The 20,052-nt window shown below is 59.9% G+C and carries 16 protein-coding genes and 3 pseudogenes; 5 read left to right on the top strand and 14 right to left on the bottom strand.

All coding sequences use genetic code 11. The annotated features are described in order from the left end of the window. Positions 1–25: 25 nt before the first annotated feature. Positions 26–505 (top strand): VOC family protein, encoded by a 480-nt coding sequence (locus EYC95_RS28595; RefSeq protein ID WP_131063310.1) that lies wholly within the window; start codon positions 26–28, stop codon positions 503–505. Positions 506–531: 26 nt separating this feature from the next. On the opposite strand, the gene EYC95_RS28590 is transcribed toward EYC95_RS28595, so the two are convergent. The 8 genes from EYC95_RS28590 to EYC95_RS28555 all read right to left on the bottom strand — a co-directional run bounded on the left by EYC95_RS28590 (position 532) and on the right by EYC95_RS28555 (position 12,681). Next, complete coding sequence (locus EYC95_RS28590; protein ID WP_131063309.1) at positions 532–1,395, bottom strand: hypothetical protein; 864 nt, start codon at positions 1,393–1,395, stop codon at positions 532–534. Then, a complete protein-coding gene (locus EYC95_RS28585; protein ID WP_131063308.1) occupies positions 1,392–2,366 on the bottom strand; it encodes a twin-arginine translocation pathway signal in 975 nt (324 codons plus the stop codon). The genes EYC95_RS28590 and EYC95_RS28585 overlap by 4 nt, the downstream gene beginning before the upstream one ends. Then, positions 2,363–3,016, bottom strand: a complete 654-nt coding sequence (locus tag EYC95_RS28580; RefSeq protein WP_131063307.1) for an alginate O-acetyltransferase AlgF — start codon at positions 3,014–3,016, stop codon at positions 2,363–2,365. The genes EYC95_RS28585 and EYC95_RS28580 overlap by 4 nt, the downstream gene beginning before the upstream one ends. An 8-nt stretch (positions 3,017–3,024) precedes the next feature. Continuing rightward, entirely contained in the window at positions 3,025–5,568 is a 2,544-nt protein-coding gene (locus EYC95_RS28575; RefSeq protein ID WP_131063306.1) for a bacteriophage N4 adsorption protein A, read from the bottom strand. Further along, positions 5,565–7,679, bottom strand: a complete 2,115-nt coding sequence (locus EYC95_RS28570) for a glycosyl transferase family protein (RefSeq protein WP_131063305.1) — start codon at positions 7,677–7,679, stop codon at positions 5,565–5,567. Before EYC95_RS28570 ends, EYC95_RS28575 begins: the two co-directional genes overlap by 4 nt. A 12-nt stretch (positions 7,680–7,691) precedes the next feature. After that, positions 7,692–9,905 (bottom strand): hypothetical protein, encoded by a 2,214-nt coding sequence (locus tag EYC95_RS28565; protein WP_131063304.1) that lies wholly within the window; start codon positions 9,903–9,905, stop codon positions 7,692–7,694. A 40-nt stretch (positions 9,906–9,945) separates the two neighbouring features. Then, positions 9,946–11,184: a non-hydrolyzing UDP-N-acetylglucosamine 2-epimerase gene (gene wecB / locus EYC95_RS28560; RefSeq protein ID WP_256657014.1), complete on the bottom strand. Its 1,239-nt coding sequence runs from the start codon at positions 11,182–11,184 to the stop codon at positions 9,946–9,948. 609 nt (positions 11,185–11,793) lie between these two features. Beyond that, positions 11,794–12,681, bottom strand: coding sequence for a LysR substrate-binding domain-containing protein (locus EYC95_RS28555; RefSeq protein WP_131063303.1), 888 nt, complete (start codon positions 12,679–12,681; stop codon positions 11,794–11,796). A gap of 135 nt (positions 12,682–12,816) precedes the next feature. On the opposite strand from EYC95_RS28555, the gene EYC95_RS28550 reads away from it, so the two are divergent. The 3 genes and pseudogenes from EYC95_RS28550 (at position 12,817) to EYC95_RS28540 (ending at position 15,653) form a co-directional block, all read left to right on the top strand. Next, positions 12,817–13,869: an agmatine/peptidylarginine deiminase gene (locus tag EYC95_RS28550; RefSeq protein ID WP_131063302.1), complete on the top strand. Its 1,053-nt coding sequence runs from the start codon at positions 12,817–12,819 to the stop codon at positions 13,867–13,869. 4 nt (positions 13,870–13,873) lie between these two features. Continuing rightward, positions 13,874–14,761 (top strand): annotated as a pseudogene (gene aguB / locus EYC95_RS28545) (N-carbamoylputrescine amidase); the annotation flags it as partial. 4 nt (positions 14,762–14,765) lie between these two features. After that, positions 14,766–15,653 (top strand): Gfo/Idh/MocA family protein, encoded by an 888-nt coding sequence (locus EYC95_RS28540; RefSeq protein ID WP_131063301.1) that lies wholly within the window; start codon positions 14,766–14,768, stop codon positions 15,651–15,653. 16 nt (positions 15,654–15,669) lie between these two features. On the opposite strand, the gene EYC95_RS28535 is transcribed toward EYC95_RS28540, so the two are convergent. The 6 genes and pseudogenes from EYC95_RS28535 to EYC95_RS28505 all read right to left on the bottom strand — a co-directional run bounded on the left by EYC95_RS28535 (position 15,670) and on the right by EYC95_RS28505 (position 19,280). After that, complete coding sequence (locus tag EYC95_RS28535) at positions 15,670–15,831, bottom strand: DUF2986 domain-containing protein (protein ID WP_131063300.1); 162 nt, start codon at positions 15,829–15,831, stop codon at positions 15,670–15,672. 83 nt (positions 15,832–15,914) lie between these two features. Further along, entirely contained in the window at positions 15,915–16,610 is a 696-nt protein-coding gene (locus EYC95_RS28530) for a tRNA (adenine(22)-N(1))-methyltransferase TrmK (RefSeq protein WP_256657013.1), read from the bottom strand. 388 nt (positions 16,611–16,998) lie between these two features. Next, positions 16,999–17,442: pseudogene (locus EYC95_RS28520) on the bottom strand (zinc-binding dehydrogenase); the annotation flags it as partial. A 378-nt stretch (positions 17,443–17,820) separates the two neighbouring features. Beyond that, the gene (locus EYC95_RS28515; RefSeq protein WP_131063299.1) at positions 17,821–18,249 is read right to left on the bottom strand and encodes a nuclear transport factor 2 family protein; all 429 of its coding nucleotides are present in this window, start codon (positions 18,247–18,249) and stop codon (positions 17,821–17,823) included. 201 nt (positions 18,250–18,450) lie between these two features. After that, positions 18,451–18,576: pseudogene (locus tag EYC95_RS28510) on the bottom strand (phage infection protein); the annotation flags it as partial. Between the two features lie 131 nt (positions 18,577–18,707). Next, positions 18,708–19,280: a chorismate mutase gene (locus tag EYC95_RS28505; protein WP_131063298.1), complete on the bottom strand. Its 573-nt coding sequence runs from the start codon at positions 19,278–19,280 to the stop codon at positions 18,708–18,710. Between the two features lie 293 nt (positions 19,281–19,573). Between EYC95_RS28505 and EYC95_RS28500 the strand changes: the two genes are divergently transcribed. After that, a complete protein-coding gene (locus EYC95_RS28500) occupies positions 19,574–19,930 on the top strand; it encodes a LysR substrate-binding domain-containing protein (protein ID WP_131063297.1) in 357 nt (118 codons plus the stop codon). Positions 19,931–20,052 lie beyond the last annotated feature (122 nt).

Below are 20,052 nucleotides of genomic sequence, written 5' to 3'. Positions count from 1 at the left end.
CATTCCCCAATGTTGGAGAACCAGCATGGTCAGCAAAAACACGATTTGTCTCTGGTACGACGGCGCTGCGCTGGACGCCGCGACGTTCTACGCCAAGACGTTTCCTGATAGCGCGGTGGGAACCATCCTTCGCGCGCCTGGCGACTATCCGGCGGGCAAACAGGGCGATGTGTTGACGGTCGAGTTCACGGTGATGGGCATTCCTTGCCTCGGCCTGAATGGGGGATCGGGGGTCAAGCACAACCAGGCTTTCTCGTTCCAGGTGGCGACTGACGATCAAGCCGAAACGGACCGCTTGTGGAACGCGATTATCGGAAACGGCGGTCAGGAAAACGTCTGCGGCTGGTGCCAGGACAAATGGGGATTGTCGTGGCAGATCACGCCTCGCGTCCTGACAGACGCCATCAACAATCCTGATCAAGCAGCGGCCAAGCGCGCGTTTGACGCCATGATGCAGATGGGGAAAATCGACGTCGCAGCGATCGAAGCGGCTGTTAAGGGTTAACGTGGTCTGACGCTTAGTGATCGACGTTACCGCGCCAGTTGCTCCACCAGTTCAGGCGTTACGTAGTGCGGTCCGTCGAACAGGTAGAGCGGATAACCGTCATAGGCCGCCAATTGCGTTTTCAGCTCGGCGGCGGTCGCGGAGCGGAATCCGCCACCGAAGTTGGGCCGGAAGGCCTCTACGATGATGCGCACACGGTCTTTGCCCAGACGCTGGCGCAAGGCGTCGGCGTAGGTTTTGGCGACCGGTGCGGTGCGGGCGTAGACACCGACGCCGTCCTGGAAGAACACGCCAATGTCATTCGGCAGCCACTGCTTGAGCCATTCAGCCGTGGCGACAGGGCCGATATTGGCGCCGTCATACACGCTGATCCATAACGGTCGCGGTAGCTTGGCCAGCAGGGCGGGCAGTTCCTTGGCGCGGGTCCAGCTGGGGTCGACTTCGGCGGGGAAATACCAACCGGTGACGTGCAAGGGTGTCGGCAATTTGGCGATGCGTTCCGAGACAGCGGCCAGCTGCTCGATGTTGTCCCGTGAGCGGTTCTCACTGAAGTAACCGGCCAGTCCGAGGATGACGTCTTGCGCCCAGGGGGCCTTGGCGATGCGTGCCCAATCGGGCAGGACCGGTACGCTGGGCAGGCCGGTACCGGGAATGAAAGCCTGATCGTCGACGACGGTCCATTGCACCAGCAACTCACGAGCCCCCAGTTTTTCCCAGTGGCCGTTGATGCCGACGGTCTTGTTGTCCGGCTGCCAGACGATGCCGACGATTTCCGGAGCCAAGGCCTTTTTGTTCGTCACGTAAAGTGTGCCCGTCCCTGTGCCGAGGATGACGGCAAACAACAGACCCGCAACGGTCGTGCGACTGGCGGTGTAACCAAGAATGTTCACGGAAGTGCCTTGTTGATGCGCTGATGCCATTGGCTCAGCGAGGTGATGCCTTTGGCGTTCCAGTTGGCTGCCGCATCGGGACCGAGGTGGAATTGACCCTCATTGAATTGCCAGACGATCACTTGCGGTTTGTGTCGGGCAAAATCCGCCGACTCCAAGTATTGCAGCAGCGTAGCCCACGGGCCGACGTCGCCGGGGTTCCAGGTCAGTGCGACGGGACGGTCCAGGGCATTGGAAAGCTTCTGGGTAAAACCCAGGTAAGGCTGGACAAAACTGTTGCCGATCACCTGAACCGGTGCCGGTGCGTCATCGATCAGCAAGTCGTTCTCTGCCTGATGGCGAACCGTGTAGATGTCGCGACCAATCGCCTTGCGCTTGATCGCCGGCAGGAAATTGCTCGCAAGGTCACCGAACGCGCGTCGGTCGAACCACTGGCCCAGCGCCGCGCCACCGCCGGGTTCGCCTTGCAGGCGGTAACGTTCGGTAATCAGTTGCGCCGTGGCGTCTGCGGTGTTTTCTGCGCTCCAGGCTGTCCAGTGGTAGTCGGCGCGGTAAAACGCGGTTTGTTTGCCGTGTTCGGTCCGTTGCAGGACAGGCTTTATGTTCAGCGTGGTCAGGCCTGCTTGAGTCAGTTCGCTCTGCAAGCGGTCGTAACGCTGCATCACGGCCGGGCTCAAGGGCTGATCGGCGGGGAGGCGCGCGGCATAAAACGGCGCCTTCATTGGCACCACCAACACGACCAGTCCGATGTGTTCCCGTGCAAGGTGCTGCTGGAGTTGTTTCACCAGCGCAATGTTGCGCGTCACCCCAGTGTTGTCGACCCTGTTCAGGCTTTCCCAGGCCGGGAATAACCAGCCACCTTCGCCGGTAATCACCGCCGAGGCCGCTTGAACGTGGGTGCCGGACAGGCTCATTAGCAAACCGACGATCATGGCGGGAACCGGCAAGTGAGTTTTCAATTGAAGACTCATGGCGCGGTCTGGTCGACAAGGCCAATCAGGCGTGGAGCCTGCCGGGAACCGACCAGGAACAGGCTGTAACGATCGCCGGCCTTGAAGGGCGCCAGCTTGAACGGCAGGCTGGTGTTCTGCTCGCAACTGGCAACCAGCGTCGCCTGCACCGGGTTGATCGTTCGCTGGGCTTGTCCGTTGAACGGCACCTGATTGAACACAGGAGCGCTGTTAGCCAGTTTGACTCCGGCCTTTTCGCAACCGTTGGCCAGGTTGTAGACGTTGAGTTCGGCGCGCAGGTCTTTGCCGCGCAGCGGAGGGTCGATGACCAGGCGTGGCGCCCGCGCCGGGTCGCTGTCGAGAATCAGCGTGGCCCACGCACTTTTCGGCGCGCTCAGGCCCTTGATCTCGCGACCGTTGACGGTCACTTGAAGCGGCTGTCGCGAGTCCACGACCTGAAAAGGACTGGCCACTGTGGTCTGGGCAGAAAGGGCGAAGCTCGCGCCTTGGCCCACCTGGACCTGCATGGCGGTGTCGGAAGGGTTGACCACCCGCACCCAGGCCGAACCCTCGGGCAGTTTTGGCGCGTACAGCTGGGCAATTTCAGGGGCGGCGTTTGCCCACATCGGGATCAGGCCAAGTCCCAGCCACAAACAGAATCGAATGTTCATGCAAGTCCTCAATAGGAATAAGTCAGGCGACCGAAGACACCTTGAGCGCGGTCATCGCCCAGCACCTTGACGCGGTACTGCAGGGAGAAGTCGACATAGGAGCGGGGAGCGTTGTACGCATCCTCGCGGAACCAGTACCGGACGTTGTTACCCACGCCGATACCTCCGGCCTTGCCGGACGATGAGTCCGACTTGCCGTCGGAGTCGGTCCCGCTGTTCATCTTCGAGTCGTAGTCATACGCCGCCACCACATGGGGGAAGCTCACCCAGCGCGAGCCTGCGCCACCGATGGCATAGCTGCGGCCGACCTGCCATTCGCTGTTGAAATAGTCGCGTGAGTCGTTGACGTAGTGACCGGCTTCAGCGAACAACTGCGAGGTCCACCAACTGGAGGCATCGACGCGCAAATCGGTCCCTACGCTTGAGCCGTAGCCCAAACGCACCAGCCAGTCACCGTCGACGTCCGACGATCCCAAGGGGAATGTGCGCTCGACGGCGGCCATCACGTTCAGCGATGTGAAGGGTTTGACCCGTACACCCACGGCGCCTTGCAGCGCATCGAAACCGGTATCCGAATCGCTGTTCTTGCTCCACAGGGTGTCGGTGACGCGCCCGTAGAGTTCCACAAAACGCGCGTTGCGATAACCCAAAGGGCGCCAAGACAGTTCGGTGCTGTTTTGCAGGCTGTCATTGCTGTTGCTGCCGCTGCTCGGGGCTGCGCTCAAACCACTGCTGGAACTGTTACCGCGATAACTGGTGGTGCTGGTCAAACCCCAGGTGCGCGACACATCGGCCACCGCTCGACGGGTGTCGAACAGTTGCTGCGCAGGCATGTCCAGTTCACCGGAATGTTGCGCGTCGATGACGCGCGTGAAGTAGGTGACGGCTTGCTCGTCATCATTGACCCGCATCGCGTTATAGGCCGCATCCTGAGTGGCTGTCGGCGTGAGTCGGGTGTCGGCATCGGCCTTGCGGAACGACGCGTGGGCACCGTCATCGTCGCCGGCCTGGACCGACAAGTAAGCGATTTGCAGGTCGCTCATCGATTCCAGTTCGCCCGTGTCCCGCGCTTGTTGCAGTCGTTCGCGAGCGGTTCGGCGTTGGCCAATGGCGCTATACAGGCTGGCCTCTTCGTAAGCGGGCAAGCTGTTAAGTGCAAGGGCTTGGGTAAAGTCTTTGCGAGCCCCGGCATCGTCACCCGCTTGCTGGCGCAGACGGCCGCGTTGGGCCAACAGTCGGGCATCATCGCTGGTGAGCTTGAGGCCCTCGCTGGCCGCCGCGATGGCGTCGGGCACCTGTTTCTGGTCGCTCAGTGCGCTGACCAGCAGGCGCCGGTATGCCGGATTTTGCGGTGCACGGGCAATCGCTGCGTTTGCCAGGACGACCGCCGATGCGGGGTCCTTGCCGGCCAGGGCCGCGTAGGCTTGGCCGGCCTTGTCGGTTCCGCCGTCGCGCTGGTTGCCCGGCCAGATATCACAGACCAGTCCGAACGCCGTTTCCTGACAGTTCAACGCCGGTGCCGGAAACTGGGCAACAGCGTTCAGACCGTTGTTTTTCTGTCGCAGCGCCATTCTGGCTGCGGTGAGTCGGCGGGCTACTTCGCCGCCTTCATCGTCGGCCAGTCGTTGCAGATGATCGAGCGCCTGCTGAGGCTCGCCATGGGCCAGTGCGGCGTCGGCGGCGAAGAAACGAATGTCGCGGGTTTCCGCTTCCAGCAGGCCATCGATGGCCAAGGCGTGATTCAGGTCCGCCTCGGCCGCTGCTGTTTTGCCCTGACGATCAAGGGCGTAGCTGCGCAGAATCCATGGTGCAATTTCCCCATCGTCCTGAGCCAGTGCGCCGGACGCGGCCAGCTCGGCCCCTCGGTAATTCTTGGCCGCGAGCAGGGCGCTGATCAGCAGTTGCTGATTGGCGCCGATTTCCGGTGCCCAGGCGACCGCTTTCCTGGCTTGGTCCACGGCCTGAGGCACGTTGCCTTGCTCCAGGGCGCGATAACCCTCGACCGCCAACGGTGCAGCCAGTTGGCGACGAATCGCTTCGCGACGCATCAGCAACGTATCGTCGTCCGGGAACACGGCCAATGCCTGGGTGGTAGCCTGATCTGCTTCCTGCAAATGCTGTTGGCGCTGTAAAGATTCGATCAGCAGCAGTCGATAATCCATGCGCTTGGGTGCCTGAGCGATGGCTTTGCGTGATGCCTGTGCTGCAGCGCTGAAGTCATCGCGATCATAAGCCTTGAAGGCCTGGGCGGCGGCGCCGAAGCCCGGCGCCTGACGTGACGGCGCGTAGCGCTTGGGGTGATCACGCAGGTCCTTGTCGCGCTGAGCCAGCACAATCAGCGTGTTCAAACGGGTGATATCGGCCCGTTGACGCAACGCTTCGCGGGCCTTGGCGATGGCCAGGTCGTAGTCTTTGCGCTCGTAAGCGCTGTACGCCTCGTTGGCGGTGACATAGGCCGGGCCGGTCAACGGCAATGGCAGCGTCTCGGCATGAGCCAGCGCCGGTATCAGGCTCAGCCCCGTGGCCAGGAGGGTCAGCAAGGGGCGATTCATGTCGCAAGCTCCGCAGGGTAGTGGCTGTGCTGACGTGCCACGGCCTTTTCGATGGTGGCGCGGGGCAGCACGCCGCTGTCGACCAGATAGTCGCCGATGCGTCCGTGACGCTGTGGGCGGTACTGCAACATGGTGCGGTTGAACACGTCGCGATCCAGCAGGCCCATTTCAATCAACAGATCACCCAGCAGTGGTGCGCGGGCGTCCGGCACGGCTTGGCCATCGCGCACGTTCAGTAGACGCAACTGCGCGACAATCTCGCTTTCCCGGGCAATCAGTTGCACCGGTTCGCTGCCCAGTACCTCGCTGACTTGTTGCAGGCCTTCGGCCGGCAACGGGCTGGCCACGGCCAGTTGTGCTCGGCCGTCGGCATTCAAGCCCACCGGCACCACACGCCAGCGCAGAGCGAATTCATCGTCCAGGGTGAGGGTCGACGCCTGCGCCTTGTGGGCCACATCGAACACCCGCGGCAGGTCGTTCTGGAAAGCGATGGCTTCCGCCAGCGTCTCGTCGTCCAGCCAGCCGTTACTGAGCAAAATCCGCCCCAAGGGCATGTGCCGGTTTTTTTGTTCGGCGAGGGCGCTTTGCAGGTCGGTTTCGTTGATCGCCTGCCAGGACAACAACACGCTGCCCAGCTTGCGTGGCGCGGCAGCGACCAGGTCGGTGGACGGGAAGTCATGCATGGTCTTGTCCCACACCAGTTTGCGGTTCATCACCTTGCCGACCAGGAACATGCGCCACGCCCGTGACGCGGCCATGAAGTTGACGAAGTTGCCCACGACCATGCGCGGGATGGACAGCAAGCCATGCTGCCAGCCGTACAGCACGGTGGTGAAATAGCAGCGGTGCGCGATGCGCCAGGCCAGCGCGATACCGTTGGCCAGCAACAGGTATTTGATGAAGCCATTGGTCTCGAACGGCGTCGGGAAACTCACATCCCACAGGCCGCTCTGGCGCAGGATGATCAGGCCGAGCAGCTGCACCAGAATCACGTAGGCGATGATGCTGACGAACGCCGTGACCACGCCTTTGCGGTCACGAAACAGCAGATATCGGTTGGCCAACGAACCGTTCCAGCCCATTTGCTCCCAGCCTTGCAGGCCGATGCCCAGCGTCCAGCGGGCTTTCTGGCGAAACGCGGTGCGGAAGGTATCGGGAAAGAACTCACGCACGCACAACGGCATCCGCAGGGTCGATTCGTAAGGCTTGCGAAACCATGATTTACGCAACACGCGAAACTGCACCGGGAAACGCACGAAGATCGCGTTCATGCCGACCTTGGCCAGACGCGCACCGACGTCGTAGTCCTCTGTGAGGCTGTCCGTGTTGAACGGCTGGTTCTGGGTTTCCCCGGCCAGCACCCGTAGGGCACGGTGGGAAAAACAGGTGCCGACGCCGGCGGACGGCACTGTATCGGTCATGCTTTCACGCACCACCAGATCCTTGCCGTGCCATTCGGCAAATTCATCCATGTAGGTGCCGGCCACCCATTCGTACCAGTTGCGTTCCAGCGAAACCACGGGCAACTGAATCATGTCCTTGCGCGGCAGCAAGTAGTTGAACAGACGCAATTCCATCGGGTGCAGCACGTCTTCGCTGTCGTGCAGAACGACGCCGGCGAAGGTCATGCCGTGGGTTTTCTCGTGCAGGAAAATCGCCTGGATCACCCAGTTCAGGCAGTCGGCCTTGCAGGTCGGCCCGGCATGCGGGACTTCCACGCGATGCAGCTGCTTGTAGCGCCGACGCATGCGCTCCACTTCATCGATGGTGCGCTGGTCGTTGATGTAGGTGCCGACGAAGACCACATAGTTCTGGTAATCGAGGGTCGACACCATGTTTTCGATCATCGGCGCGATGACGTCATATTCCAGCCAGGCCGGGACCATGATTGCCAGCGGCTGTTCATCCCGGGCCATCAGCTGCTCGGCGGTCAGCGGCCGGTATTTCCGGTCCGCGGTGAACTTGCGAAACAGGCGGCGAGACCAGTACCACAGGTCAATGAACAGATCGTCGAGGCTGGAGATCAGGATCAGCACCGCGACCACGATGGTCGAGACTTCCAGGAAGCTGTAGTAGTGGGCCAGCCAATAGGGCCAATAAAGCGACGTCATCGAAAGGTTCCGTTACTGGCGATTGCGACGGGCGTTACGGCCAGCCAGCAACAGGATGAGAACCAACAGGATGCCACCCGGAATCAGCCACAACAGCGACGGCGTACGCCAGGCGTCCAGGCCCCTGGGTTCTTCGTTGTCGATCAAATGACTGCCGTTTGGGTCCTGGGTATCGAAGGTGGTCAGTGCACCGTTGTCACCGAGGATGGCCACGTCGCCGCGGCTCAGCAGAATCTGTTTGGCGAAGCGCGGTGCATCACTGCCCAGGGCGCGATAGACCAGGCCGTGCTGGCCGCCGGAATCGACCACTTGCAACGAGGCCAGGTGGTTGAGGGGATGCACGTCGAGCAACACCTGATCCTTGTGATTGATGCGCAGGCGTCCCTGCTCATCGACCTGCACCGATTCCTTGCTGTCCTTGATCGGCAGCTCGAAGGCGAGGAAGGCCTTGTCCAGCGTGACCGAGGCATTCGGGTCTGTGACGACTTTCAGTTGCGCCCGCAGCGGGGAGACACCAGCGGCGTCAGCGACCGAAATCACTTGCGCCAAGCTGCTCGCCGGATGCTCGAGGTAGGCCTGCGGCACCAGGAGTTGCGTGTCTACGGCAAAGCGCGCGGCCATGCCGGAGAAGTCATCGCCCAGCGCGGTTTTTTCCAGCACGATGTGGCTGGTCGGCAGCACCGAAACCGGGAAGGCTTGTGGCGTTTCCAGGCAACGATCACTCACTGGTTGACGCTGGAACGACACGCGCAGCACGTTCGTTGCACCCACGGCATAACGCGGGATGCGTGCCTCGATGCGTTGCTTTTCACCGTTGGCCACAAGTTGCTGCGCACCAATCAGATAATCATTGAGAAACAGCGAGGCCACCGGCGCGGTGTCCGAAGCGCCAGGCGCGGCAGACACATCGATCACGGCTGTCACCGGCAAGCGACCGTCGTAAGCCACGCTGCCCAGAGGGAATGAAGTGCTCCAGTCAGACTTGGCCAGCACGTCGATGGCGCCGGGTTTTCCACCCAGGCGCGACAAGGCCACACGGCCGTCGGTGCTCAAGGGCATCTGGGCTTCGCTGACCGTCAATTGGCGACTGCGTGCCAATTTGTTCCAGGCGGTACTGAACAAGGCCAGCGCCTTGCCGGTGGCATGCGGCGCGATCATCAGCACCGGACGCGTGCCCACCAAGGCCAGGCGCACATTGTCTGTGCCGTCGGCGGCAAGGCCTTCATTGATATGCCGTTCACGCCATTGCGTGAAGGCATTGGCAGCCGTTGCGTCGAGGCTTTGAATCTGGCTCTGCAGCGCGTCGAGGGATTCATTGACCGCCTTGAGCAGTTGCGGATCGTTAACCGCCAGATCCGCCTGGACATTCGGCGTCTGGCCCAACATCAGCAATGCGCCAATCTCCGCCGGGTTCGCCAGGGTGTGCGGACCTTTGCCGTTGAGGCTGGCGAACGCGGGAATACCTTGCAGTTCGGCCGGAATGCGCAGGCCACTCAGGTCGACGCTGTCTTGGACGACAGGGAAGGGCAGGATCTGGCTGTGCTTGCCAATCCGCTCCAGTGCCACACCCAGACGCCACGCCGAATCGTAACTTTCGGCAGATAAGGTGCCCGGTGCGACCATGATCCTCGGTTTGCCAGGCAATGCTGTCCACGCAGCACCGACGTCCTGCAACTGGCTGGCGTCGTAGCTGTAAGTGAGGCGGGTGTCCGGTTCGATACGCAAGACGTTGCCGATGGCGCGTTCGTCTTCGCACAACACACGGGACACGATCGACGACCAGGCAATGCCCAGGCGCACCGAGCCGCTGTCCCGCGCTTTCTTGTCCACGCCCAGCGTGGCGCTGGCGTCGCCTTGGGCTTCGCTGAGCCCTTGGGCACGTACCGGATAACCGTCCAGCGACAGCAGCAACGTGTTGCGGCCACCTTCGCCATTAAGGTAACTGGCGTCGAAATTCAATGTCGCATCCGTCAGCGGAACACCTGCCGGCACCGGCAGATACAGTTCGCGGCGGGCATCGGTGGAGCCGAGGATGATCGGTGCGTCGATCCCCAGATCGCTCAAGCGGACCTCACGCTCTTGTCGGGTGTCGGCGTTGAGCCGGTTGATCGCCTGGGTGAGCGGGCTGTCCGCGGCCAAGGCGAAGGTCGGCATGAGCGCGAGCAGGCTCACGCCACAGGCAAGGGCGCTGAGCGCACCCGATTGGATGGCAACGGAAGACTTCATTCAGGTAGATCTCGAGCTGATAAGGGGAGGAACGTTTGGTTTATCGAGAGGTAAAAGCCGGGTAATTGTTCTCGGGCACAGGCAGCGCTGACGGGTAGTGCAGAAACTTGGGCAAGGGCTGACCGGCCACGATGAAATCATCCACCGGTCGGCCCATCAGGGCATCGACGATGCGCGCACTGGCCTTGCCGTCGCCGTAAGGGTTGGCCGCCTGGGAGCAACGACGCCATAGCAGGTCGTCATCGAACAGCGCGTTGACGCCGGCGATGATCGAGTCCGGCGAGGTGCCGACCAGACGCACAGTGCCCGCCGCGACAGCTTCCGGGCGTTCGGTCACATCACGCATCACCAGCACCGGCTTGCCCAGGGACGGCGCTTCTTCCTGTACGCCACCGGAATCGGTGAGAATCACATGGGCCCGTTGCATCAGGCGCACGAAGGCCAGGTAGTCCAGCGGCTGGATCAGGTGCACGTTGGGCAGACCGCCCAACTGCTCGGTGACCGGGCCCACGACATTGGGGTTCAAGTGCACCGGGTAGACGATCTGGATATCCGTGCGCCGAGCCAGTTGGCTCAAGGCCTTGCAGATGTCCAGGAAGCCTTCGCCGAAATTTTCCCGCCGATGCCCGGTCACCAAAAGGACCTTGCGGCCGGCCTGCAGGAACGAGAACTGGCGGTCCAGGCTTGCACGCAGGTCAGCGTCTTGCTCAATGCGCCGCGCGGTCATCTGCAACGCATCGATCACCGTATTGCCGGTCACGAAGGTGCGCCCTTGCAGGCGTTCGTCGAGCAGGTTCTGGCGCGACTCGTGGGTTGGCGCAAACAGCATGTCCGCACCCAGGTCGATGCAGCGACGGTTCATTTCTTCCGGCCAAGGGCTGTAGATATCACCGGTTCGCAGCCCGGCTTCCACATGGCCGACCGGGATGCGCCGATGGAACGCAGCCATCGCGGCGACCATGGCCGAGGTGGTGTCGCCATGCACCAGCACACGGTCCGGACAGGTCATTTCCAGCACAGGGTCAATCGCCCCGTAAAGCGCCGCCGTCAGCGAGTTCAGCGTTTGGTGCGGCGTCATCACATCAAGGGTGTAATCGGCCTTGAGGTCGAACAGATCCAGCACCTGTTTAAGCATGCTTTGATGTTGACCGGTAATGCATACCTGCGAATGAATGCCAGGTTCCGCAGCGAGGGCTTTGATCAGAGGCGCCATCTTGATGGCTTCTGGACGGGTACCGAAGATCGACAGGATCTTAATCGTTGAATGCTGGCGAGCGATGATGTCTTCCTTGCGCAGTTTTAGTGCGCAGCACACTACAGGCCCAAGTTTTATTGAGACTTGAGCAAGCAGGTGTTATTTGGATTTGATTAATGCCGGGGGATCAGCGCGGGCGCTGATGTTCACTTCGTGTGAGAGGGTGTATCGCCTGTAAACCCGGAAGCGGCCGGATTATTAGCATCGAAGAGAGATGTTTTAAAGCGTTATATGAGATTTTATATTTAATAAATAAGTTTGAAACTTTTATAATCGAAGTCTGTCTTTTTCTGGTTTTTTATTTTTTAAAGGTTTTTTCTTGATTGTTATTCGTATCTTAAATAGTTGTTTTATATAGATTTTATTATTATGCATCCGTTCGTCAGTGTGTGTGAATTATTGATTGGTTATAACAGTCGCGATCGGCGGCGTTAAAGGTGTGGTGGACTGGAATGCCAGCCACTTAAATGACGCCTGAATAATGTCGCGGTATACGGGTTATTCTTTTTGAACTAATAAAGTTTCTTGCAAAAGCGCTGTCGGGCAATAGTAGTAGGTGGCGTGTTTTATTGTGCAAAGTAAACTTCGCCCACGTACTTGGCTGCTGATACTGGCCAATTGTCTCGCACCGATTCATGTCGCAAGCGTAGACGTCGTCTGGCTGGCTGCGTCCAGGTTAATCAGCAACCATTCGACAAAGCTTCGCGCCAGTGGATTGTTCTCACTGTCACGATGGGTCAGCAAGGCCCAGTTCGGGCCGCGAATGGTGTGCTCCACCAAGGGTTGCAGCAGCCCGCTGTCCCGCGCTGGCCGACTCAGCAACTGGCTGACCAGCGCGATACCGAGCCCCGCGCACGCAGCGTCCAACAGCAGGCCAGGGTCGGAGAAATTCAGCCCCTGATCCTTCTGGCCGACATCGATGCCAGCCTCCACAGCCCAATGACTCCAGTCCATTTCCCGCTCGCCGTGCAGGGTGGTGCGCTGCTCGACGGGCACCGCCAACAGGTCCGGGTGGCAGGCCGGATAGAGGCGGTCGGCGTGCAGCACCTTGAAGCTGCACTCGGCCTGGAAGCTGATGTCATCGCGTACCGCGAGGTCGATGGTCTGAGTGGCCATGTCCGGGACTTCATCAGTACTGAAAATCCATAGATCGACCTCCGGATGCTGACGGCGAAAATCTCCCAATCGTGGCAGCAGCCAGTGACGGGCGAACGTCGGCGTGGTGTTGAGCACCAGTTGGTTGGGTTTCTGGTATTGCCCGAGGCGACGAATGCCGACCGCCAGTTGCTGCAATAACGCCTGGGTTGTGCTGAGCAAATCATGCCCGGCATCGGTCAGGCTGACGCTGCGTCCACTGCGAAAAAACAACGGCTGCTCAAGGTACGCCTCAAGCGTGCGGATCTGCTGGCTGATGGCCGATTGGGTCAGGTGCAACTCGTCGGCGGCCTTGTGAAAACTGCCCAGGCGGGCGGCTGCTTCAAAGCCGCGAAGGGTGCTGAGCGGAGGCCAGTGCTTGAGCATATTGATAAGTTCCTCTAATCACTTTTCTACAAAATCCATCGTTTGTTAGCCCTTTTTTACAGCCGTAGCATGCATGCCAAGACCGTCAAGGCAGTTTTCATTGAACACAATGGCTTAACTAAAGGGCTTTTTATCATGCAGCAGAGCGAACTTCATAACAGTGGCTGGTGGATGCCGGTAGAGTGGGTCAAGCACGCCGCGACCTGGATGGTCTGGCCGCACAATCAGGCGCTCTGGGAGTCGGGTTGGGGCGTTACCTTGCCGTTGGTGCAGGAAGATTTCGCTCGGGTGGCCAACGCCATTGCCCGGTTCGAACCGGTGAAAATGGTGGTCGATCCGTCGGCTGTCGCGAGTGCCAAAGCGCTGTGTGGACCCAACATCGAGCTGATCCCGTTGGCGGTCAACGACAGTTGGTGTCGGGACTCCGGCCCGAGCTTCGTTTGTCATCCGCAACACGGCCTGGCCGGGGTGAGCTGGCGCTTCAATGCCTGGGGTGGCAAGTCGCTGCACAACCTGGACGAAAGCCTGGCGCGTCGCGCACTCAATCGCCTCGGCGTGCCGTGTTTCGGCACCCCACTGAGTAACGAAGGCGGCGCGATTCATGTCGACGGCGAGGGCACGCTGATCACCACCGAGTCGGTGTTGCTCAACCCCAATCGCAACCCGGGCATGACCAAGGCCGAGATCGAGGAGATTTTCACCCGTTTGTTGGGCGTGAAAAAAACCATCTGGCTGCCAGGTGATCCGGATTACGTGACGGGCGACATGACAGACGGCCACGTTGATGGCGTCTGTGCCTTTGCACGTCCCGGCGTGTTGCTGGTGGACGCCACCCACGACAAGCACTCTGTGTACGCCGAAGTTGCACGGGAAAACCGTCGCGCGCTGGAACTGGCCACCGATGCCCAAGGGCGCAAGTTCGAGCTGATCGAGCTCTATGAAGCCACCGATGCCGTGGACACTGAAGCTGAAGTGTTCTGCGCCTCGTATACCAATTTCTACATCGCCAACAACGCGATCATCATGCCGGCCTACGGCATCGACGCCGACAACGCGGCCGTCGAGGTGTTGGCTCAGGCGTTCCCGGGCCGCGAGGTGGTGCCGGTGCGGATCAATCACCTGGCCCATGGCGGCGGCGGGGTGCATTGCATCACCCAGCAGCAGCCGGCCTGGCCATTGCAGGAGTGATGCCATGACCCTGTTGACGATTGCCACCACCCAGATGCCTTGCACCTGGGACTTGCCGCACAACCTCGATCAGGCCGAGCAATTAGTCCGTGAAGCGGCGGCGAAGGGCGCCCAGGTCATCCTGTTGCAAGAGCTGTTCGCCTCGCCGTATTTCTGCATCGAACAAAGCCATAAGCATTTGGTGTTGGCCGAAGAATACCGATACAGCGGCGTACTTAAACGCTTTGCCGCGTTGGCCAAGGAATTGGGCGTGGTGCTGCCACTGAGCTGGTACGAAAAGGCCGGCAATGCCTACTTCAATTCCCTGAGCGTGGCCGATGCCGACGGGCGCTTGCTGGGGGTGTATCGCAAGACTCACATCCCCAACGCCATCGGTTATCAGGAGAAGGAATACTTCAGCCTCGGCGACACCGGTTTTCGTGTCTGGGACACGGCGTTCGGGCGCATCGGTGTGGGGATCTGCTGGGATCAGTGGTTCCCTGAAACCACCCGCTGCCTGGCATTGATGGGGGCGGAAGTCTTGCTGTTTCCCACCGCCATCGGCTCTCAACCGGGTTGCGCAGTGCTGGACTCCCGTGACCACTGGCAGATGACCATGCGCGGCCATGCCGCCGCCAACATCCTGCCGGTGGTGGCGTCCAAGCGCGTCGGCCAGGAAGTGGCGACCACCGATCCGGACTTGCAGATGAGCTTCTACGGCTTGTCGTTTATCTGCAACCACAAGGGCAAGTTGCTCGCCGAGGCCGATCGCGACAGCAGCGGCGTGCTGGTGCACAGCCTGGACCTGGCCGTCATTCGCGAAGAACGCCTGAGTTGGGGCATCTACCGCGACCGCCGCCCGGACATGTACGGGGCGTTGTTGAGTCAGGACGGTCGTCACCTTCGGCTACGGCAAGATTGCCCAGGATCAACACGTCCCCGCGATCAACGCCAACCCCGCGTTCCAGTTGGTGTCTGTCGCAACACAAGGGCAACCCTGCGCCGGGGTAGAGAACTTTCAGTCCTTGAGCGAGTTGCTCGAAAACGGCCCGTACGTTGATGCGATTGCGTTCTGCACACCGCCGCAAGGACGTTTCGCGCTGGTGCAACAAGCGTTGGCAGCTGGCAAACACGTACTGGTAGAAAAGCCGCCGTGCGCCACATTGGGTGAAGCGATGGCATTGGTGAGTCAGGCAGAGGAGCAAGGCGTCAGCGGTTTGTTCGCCTGGCATTCACGCTACGCCCCCGGCATCGAAGCCGCCCTTGACTGGCTGGCCACCCGCACCCTGCAAAGCGTACAGATCGACTGGAAGGAGGACGTGTGCAAATGGCACCCCGGCCAGGCATGGATCTGGCAACCCGGAGGCCTGGGTGTGTTCGATCCCGGTATCAATGCGTTGTCGATTGCAACCCATCTGCTGGCGCTACCGCTGTTTGTCGAGTCTGCCGAACTGCGAGTCCCCAATAACTGCCAGTCGCCAATTGCCGCTTCCATCAAAATGTCTGACGCGCGTCACCTCGATGTCCGCGCGGAGTTCGACTTCGACCACGGTCATGACGAACTCTGGAGTATTGAGATTCGGTGCACCGAAGGCATCCTGCGACTGGACAACGGTGGCGCACTGCTGAGTATCGACGGCGTGCGCCAGGCCGTATCGGAGGAGGGCGAGTACGCGGCAGTGTATCGACATTTCCAACAGCTGATTCGCGACAAGGCCAGTGACCTGGACCTCCAGCCGCTGCGACTGGTTGCCGATAGTTTTTTTGTCGGCAGTCGCGTGTCGGTTGAGCCGTTCTACGATTAGTGGACGTTCAGGTAGATCAGCTCTCAAGGGGAATGATTGAGTCGTCACCGGATTCAGCCGCGAGTTTCAATCGGTCCGCTTTACTGATGTATTTGGACTTGCTTGCCGGTGCCAATTTGGCACTGGCCTTTTTGGCGTGAGCCTTTAATAACTGCTTGATCTTTTTTTGACGATTCATGTTTTTTGCTCAGCTTGAAAATTCTTGAATGATGCTTGCCTGATCGCCGCTCGGCGACTGTTCGTACTAATCCTAAACCCGTTTCAAGCCAGCAACTCGGTGATCCACCGGGCCTGCCGGGCGACGTCCTGCATCTTCTCCTCGGGCACGGTCTGCCGCGCCCGGGCGAAGTGGGTCAGGGTCTGCTGCTTGTGGCGCAGTATGCGCTGCCACTTGACCAGGAACGCGGGGCTGCGTGCCTGCATCTGCAACGGGCCGAAGTACAGCTCCTCGGCGGTGTACATCACCGGTCCGGCGCGTTCGGCGACGATGATTTCGTAGTCGAAGCAGTTTTCCCGCAGCAGCTCCTCGCAGAGGATGCGGTAGTCATTTTCCATCAGCCATTGGCGCAGTGGCTGCTCGCCGCCGTTGGGCTGCAGGATCAGGCGCTCCTTGCCGCTCAGGCGCGTTTTGCCGCTGTCGAGGATGTCGCGGATGGTCTCGCCGCCCATGCCGCAGATGCTGATCGCCGTGATCCCGTCTGCCGGCTCGATCGCCGCCAGGCCATTGGCCAGGCGCACAGTGACTTGCTGCTCCAGGCCGCTTTCGCGCACGGTGCGTTCGGCCGAGCGGAACGGCGTCAATGCCACTTCGCCGGCGACCGCCGCCGCGATGGCGCCACGGCGCATCAACGCCACGGGCAGGTAGCCGTGATCCGAGCCGATGTCGGCCAGGCGCGCACCTGCGGGCACATGCGCCGCCACGCGCTCCAGGCGCATGGACAATGTCTGTTCGTTCAACTGCAGTTCCTTTTCACCACGAATGTCCCGCACCTTGGACCGGATCGGGGCGACTATTCTGTCGAGCAATGCGGTGCATTTCAAATTACTGCGACCACGGCCATGACTCCACCCGTATCTACTTCTCGAAGCGTAAATGAATCCGAGTTCTTTTTGCCTCAGTCCGTGACGTTTGAAACGAACGCCTAACGTAGTGAATTGATTACATAGCGTATCAACTGAAATGCGCATCAGCGGCATTATCACAACAGGAGGCTACAACTACATTAGAGAGGATATTGTTTTCAGGTGCCTCTCATGGTTCCGAACATTATGAAAACCGCTTGCCTGACAACCCTTCTTGTCGCATGTGCAGCAATGTCGGTCGTTCAAGCACAACCACTGCCGCTCGGCTCGCATCCAGCACAACGCGGTAACGCGCCTTGCCGCTGCGCAGGTGTTCGATCGCTTCGTTGATCCGACTCATGGGAAAGAGCTCGACCTGCGGCAGGATCTGATGACGTGCGCAGAATTCCAGCAGGGTCGCGGTATTACTCGGCGAGCCGACCGGCGAGGCCGACAAGGTCTTTTGTTGGGGAATCAGGTTGAACACATGCACTGGAATGGCGTCGGGCACGATGCCGACAAAATGCAGGCGACCCTTGCCGCGCAGGGTGGCAAGCATGGCCGTCCAGTCGAGGTTGGCGTTGGCGGTCACCAGCAGGAAATCCAGGGTGCCGGCAATGGCGTTCAGTGCGTCGCTGTCGGTCGGCGCAACGACGTTGTGCGCGCCCAGGCGTCGGGCTTCGTCCGTCTTGTTCAACGACGAGGTAAACGCCGTGACCTCGCAGCCGCTCCAGTGGCGCGCCGGCCGCCGTTGCGGCCCAGCCAATGAAGGACGTGACTTCGGTGCTGTCGCTCATGGGATACCTCCAGATCAAGAGACACGGGGGTTTGGCTGTTTGGCTGTTTGGGTGTCGCAGCGCGAGCAAGGCAGGTGCAGCGACCGCCTGAAAGGATAGTCCGGGATCCGGGAACCAAGGGGGGGTAACCCGACAATCAGTTCGCCAGGTGTTGTTCGGTGATGGCGGTAAGCTGATGGGGGTCTGAATTCGGCGGGCTATGCGTCTGAGCAGATTAGAGACATCCTGCTCATCCCTGGTCATAGCGGTGGCCTTGTGAACGAGGTGCTCGGGTTGCCCGAGTACCTCGCCCAAACGATACAACGCAATCAGGCTTTGCTGGCCGCCAGATACGCGCCAAGGCGTTGTCCCATCTGCTCGCCCAACGCTTGCAAGGCGCTGAATGGGCGGACCATCACCTCGAACTCAACGATTTTTCCTTGTTCATTGAACCGGATCATGTCGATGCCCTTTAACTCTTTACCGCTGACTTTGGCGCTGAACTCCAGCACGACGCTCAAGCCGTCCGCTGTCGACAATTCCCGGTGGTAAACAAAATCCTCAAACACTTCGATGACCGTGTTGAGAATCATCGATACCACGGCCGCTCCCGGGTAGGGCGTGTGGGCCATCGGCGAGCGGAATACTGCGTGTGGGTCCAACAAACCGGGCAGGGCGCTCAAGTCACCCTTTTTGATCATCTCGTGCCATTGGTTCAAGGATTGTGCGGCGTTGGGGTGCAGTTTCAGTTCAGACATTTTCAACTCCTGTATTTTTGTTGTTCTGTAAAATGCTTCAGTGTTGCGCATGCAGCGTTGCCCGATGGCTTGGCGCAAGTCTTCAATAGTGCCGCCAAGATTGAACGGCGGCTATACGGATGAACTAAAAGTAGCTCACGAAAAAGCCCGGCTGATTAGGCCGGGCTTCTTTTTGGGTACCGCTGTAAAGCCATTCATTCAGGCAACGCGGTTTTCGATCAGACGGTCGGAGCCACCTTCAGCAACAACCGGGTGAGCAGAAGTAGCGGCGAAAGCGTTAACTGCAAAAACCGAGAAAGCGATGCTGAGAAGGATTTGGCGTTTCATGAGGGTGTGCTCCAGGGTGTAGTTGTTTGGTATGGACGCGATGTTACGCCCCGGAGTTTTTAAGAGAGCTTCATTGAGTTAATGGTGACTATCGACGCAGTCAAAGGCTGCACAGAACCGGCGTTGCCCTGTCACTGATCAGCGACACACAACTCCCCGGTAGCGCGTATCAACGCCTGACCGTGCAGTTGATCCTTGATCAGGCCGGCTCGCGCCTCACCCAGCCATGTCGGGCAGTTCGGGTCTTTGCGATAGGGCGCGAAGTCGGCGTATTGCTGAAGCAGACGGCTTTGCAGCTCGTCCAGCTGTGGGCGGATCTGCTTGGCAAGGTCCGGCCTCGGTGTGTCAGGCGCCTTGCCGGCCGCCCGCCAAACAGCGAGCAGCCCGTACTGCACGAGCTTGTTGGCTTCGATCTGTGCGGCGATCAACTCGGCGACCTGTTCCGGGTCCAACTTTCGTTTAACGGCCATCTTCCTGGCATTGGCGATGACTTGCGCTTCACGGGTGCTGTCCTGGATCGGTTTACCACTGTCCCACTTGGTCAGCGCCACGAGATCACCAATGTTCAGGCGCTCGTTCATCGTTACCAGCAGCGGTTGTAAACTGTCGGGCACCGGGGCAGGCGTGCTTGCCTGTACGCCGCCTGCGAGTAAACCGATCAGGGCGCAGGTCAGCAGCTGCGGGATGCGTGGGAAGCAGGGCATAAGCAAAACCTCATCAGACTCAGGACTTTCAAATTCAGGTGTTGTGTATCACAGATGGACGCCAAGCATACAACGCTTGGAGCGACCGCTGAGTTAGACTGAAATGCAGAACAAACATACTGATTTCAGTCATGACTGTGCAGACTCATGGACAGTACGGCTGCATGTTCATCATGAGGCGGGTAGACCACAGTGAACCAACTTTTAGCAATGCGTGCATTTGAACGTGTTGTGGACACAGGCTCTTTCAGTCGGGCTGCAGACCAACTGGCAGTTCCAAGGACCTCGAACGTATGGGTACGCCTGCTTCCCCCATTGATCTCCAGACAAATCATGTTCAGGCAGGCTACTTCTTTGCCGCGACGGGTAAACCGGAACCCTTGGTTTTCAAGCACGGCACTCATCGATACGAAATCGGTGGCTGCACATTTTCGACGAATGACGGTAACGGCCTTAAAGAAATGATGCTTGCGGGCCTAGGCATCGGGCAGCACTTCAGGCGCATTGTTCAGCCGCATCTGGACGCTGGCGAGTTAGTTGCCGCTTTGGAAGACTGGTCTCGACCCGCCATGCAGTTTCATGTCCTCTATCCACCCAATCGCCATCAAAACGCCCGGCTAAAGGTTTTTATCGATTGGGTGTTTCTGTAGTGGTCAACTAATCCCGGACACGACGTTAAGTTTTTCTTCGGCCCGAGCTGGCGCCAGCCCACCGTTGAATTGATGGGGCCGAATCCAGTTGTACCGATGCATCAAGAAATGGCTGATATCGC

This window comes from Pseudomonas sp. BGI-2, from assembly GCF_004310295.1.
Taxonomy (GTDB): Bacteria; Pseudomonadota; Gammaproteobacteria; order Pseudomonadales; family Pseudomonadaceae; genus Aquipseudomonas.
The sequence above is the reverse complement of the archived record's forward strand: the minus strand, read 5'-3'. Positions and strand labels throughout refer to the sequence as shown.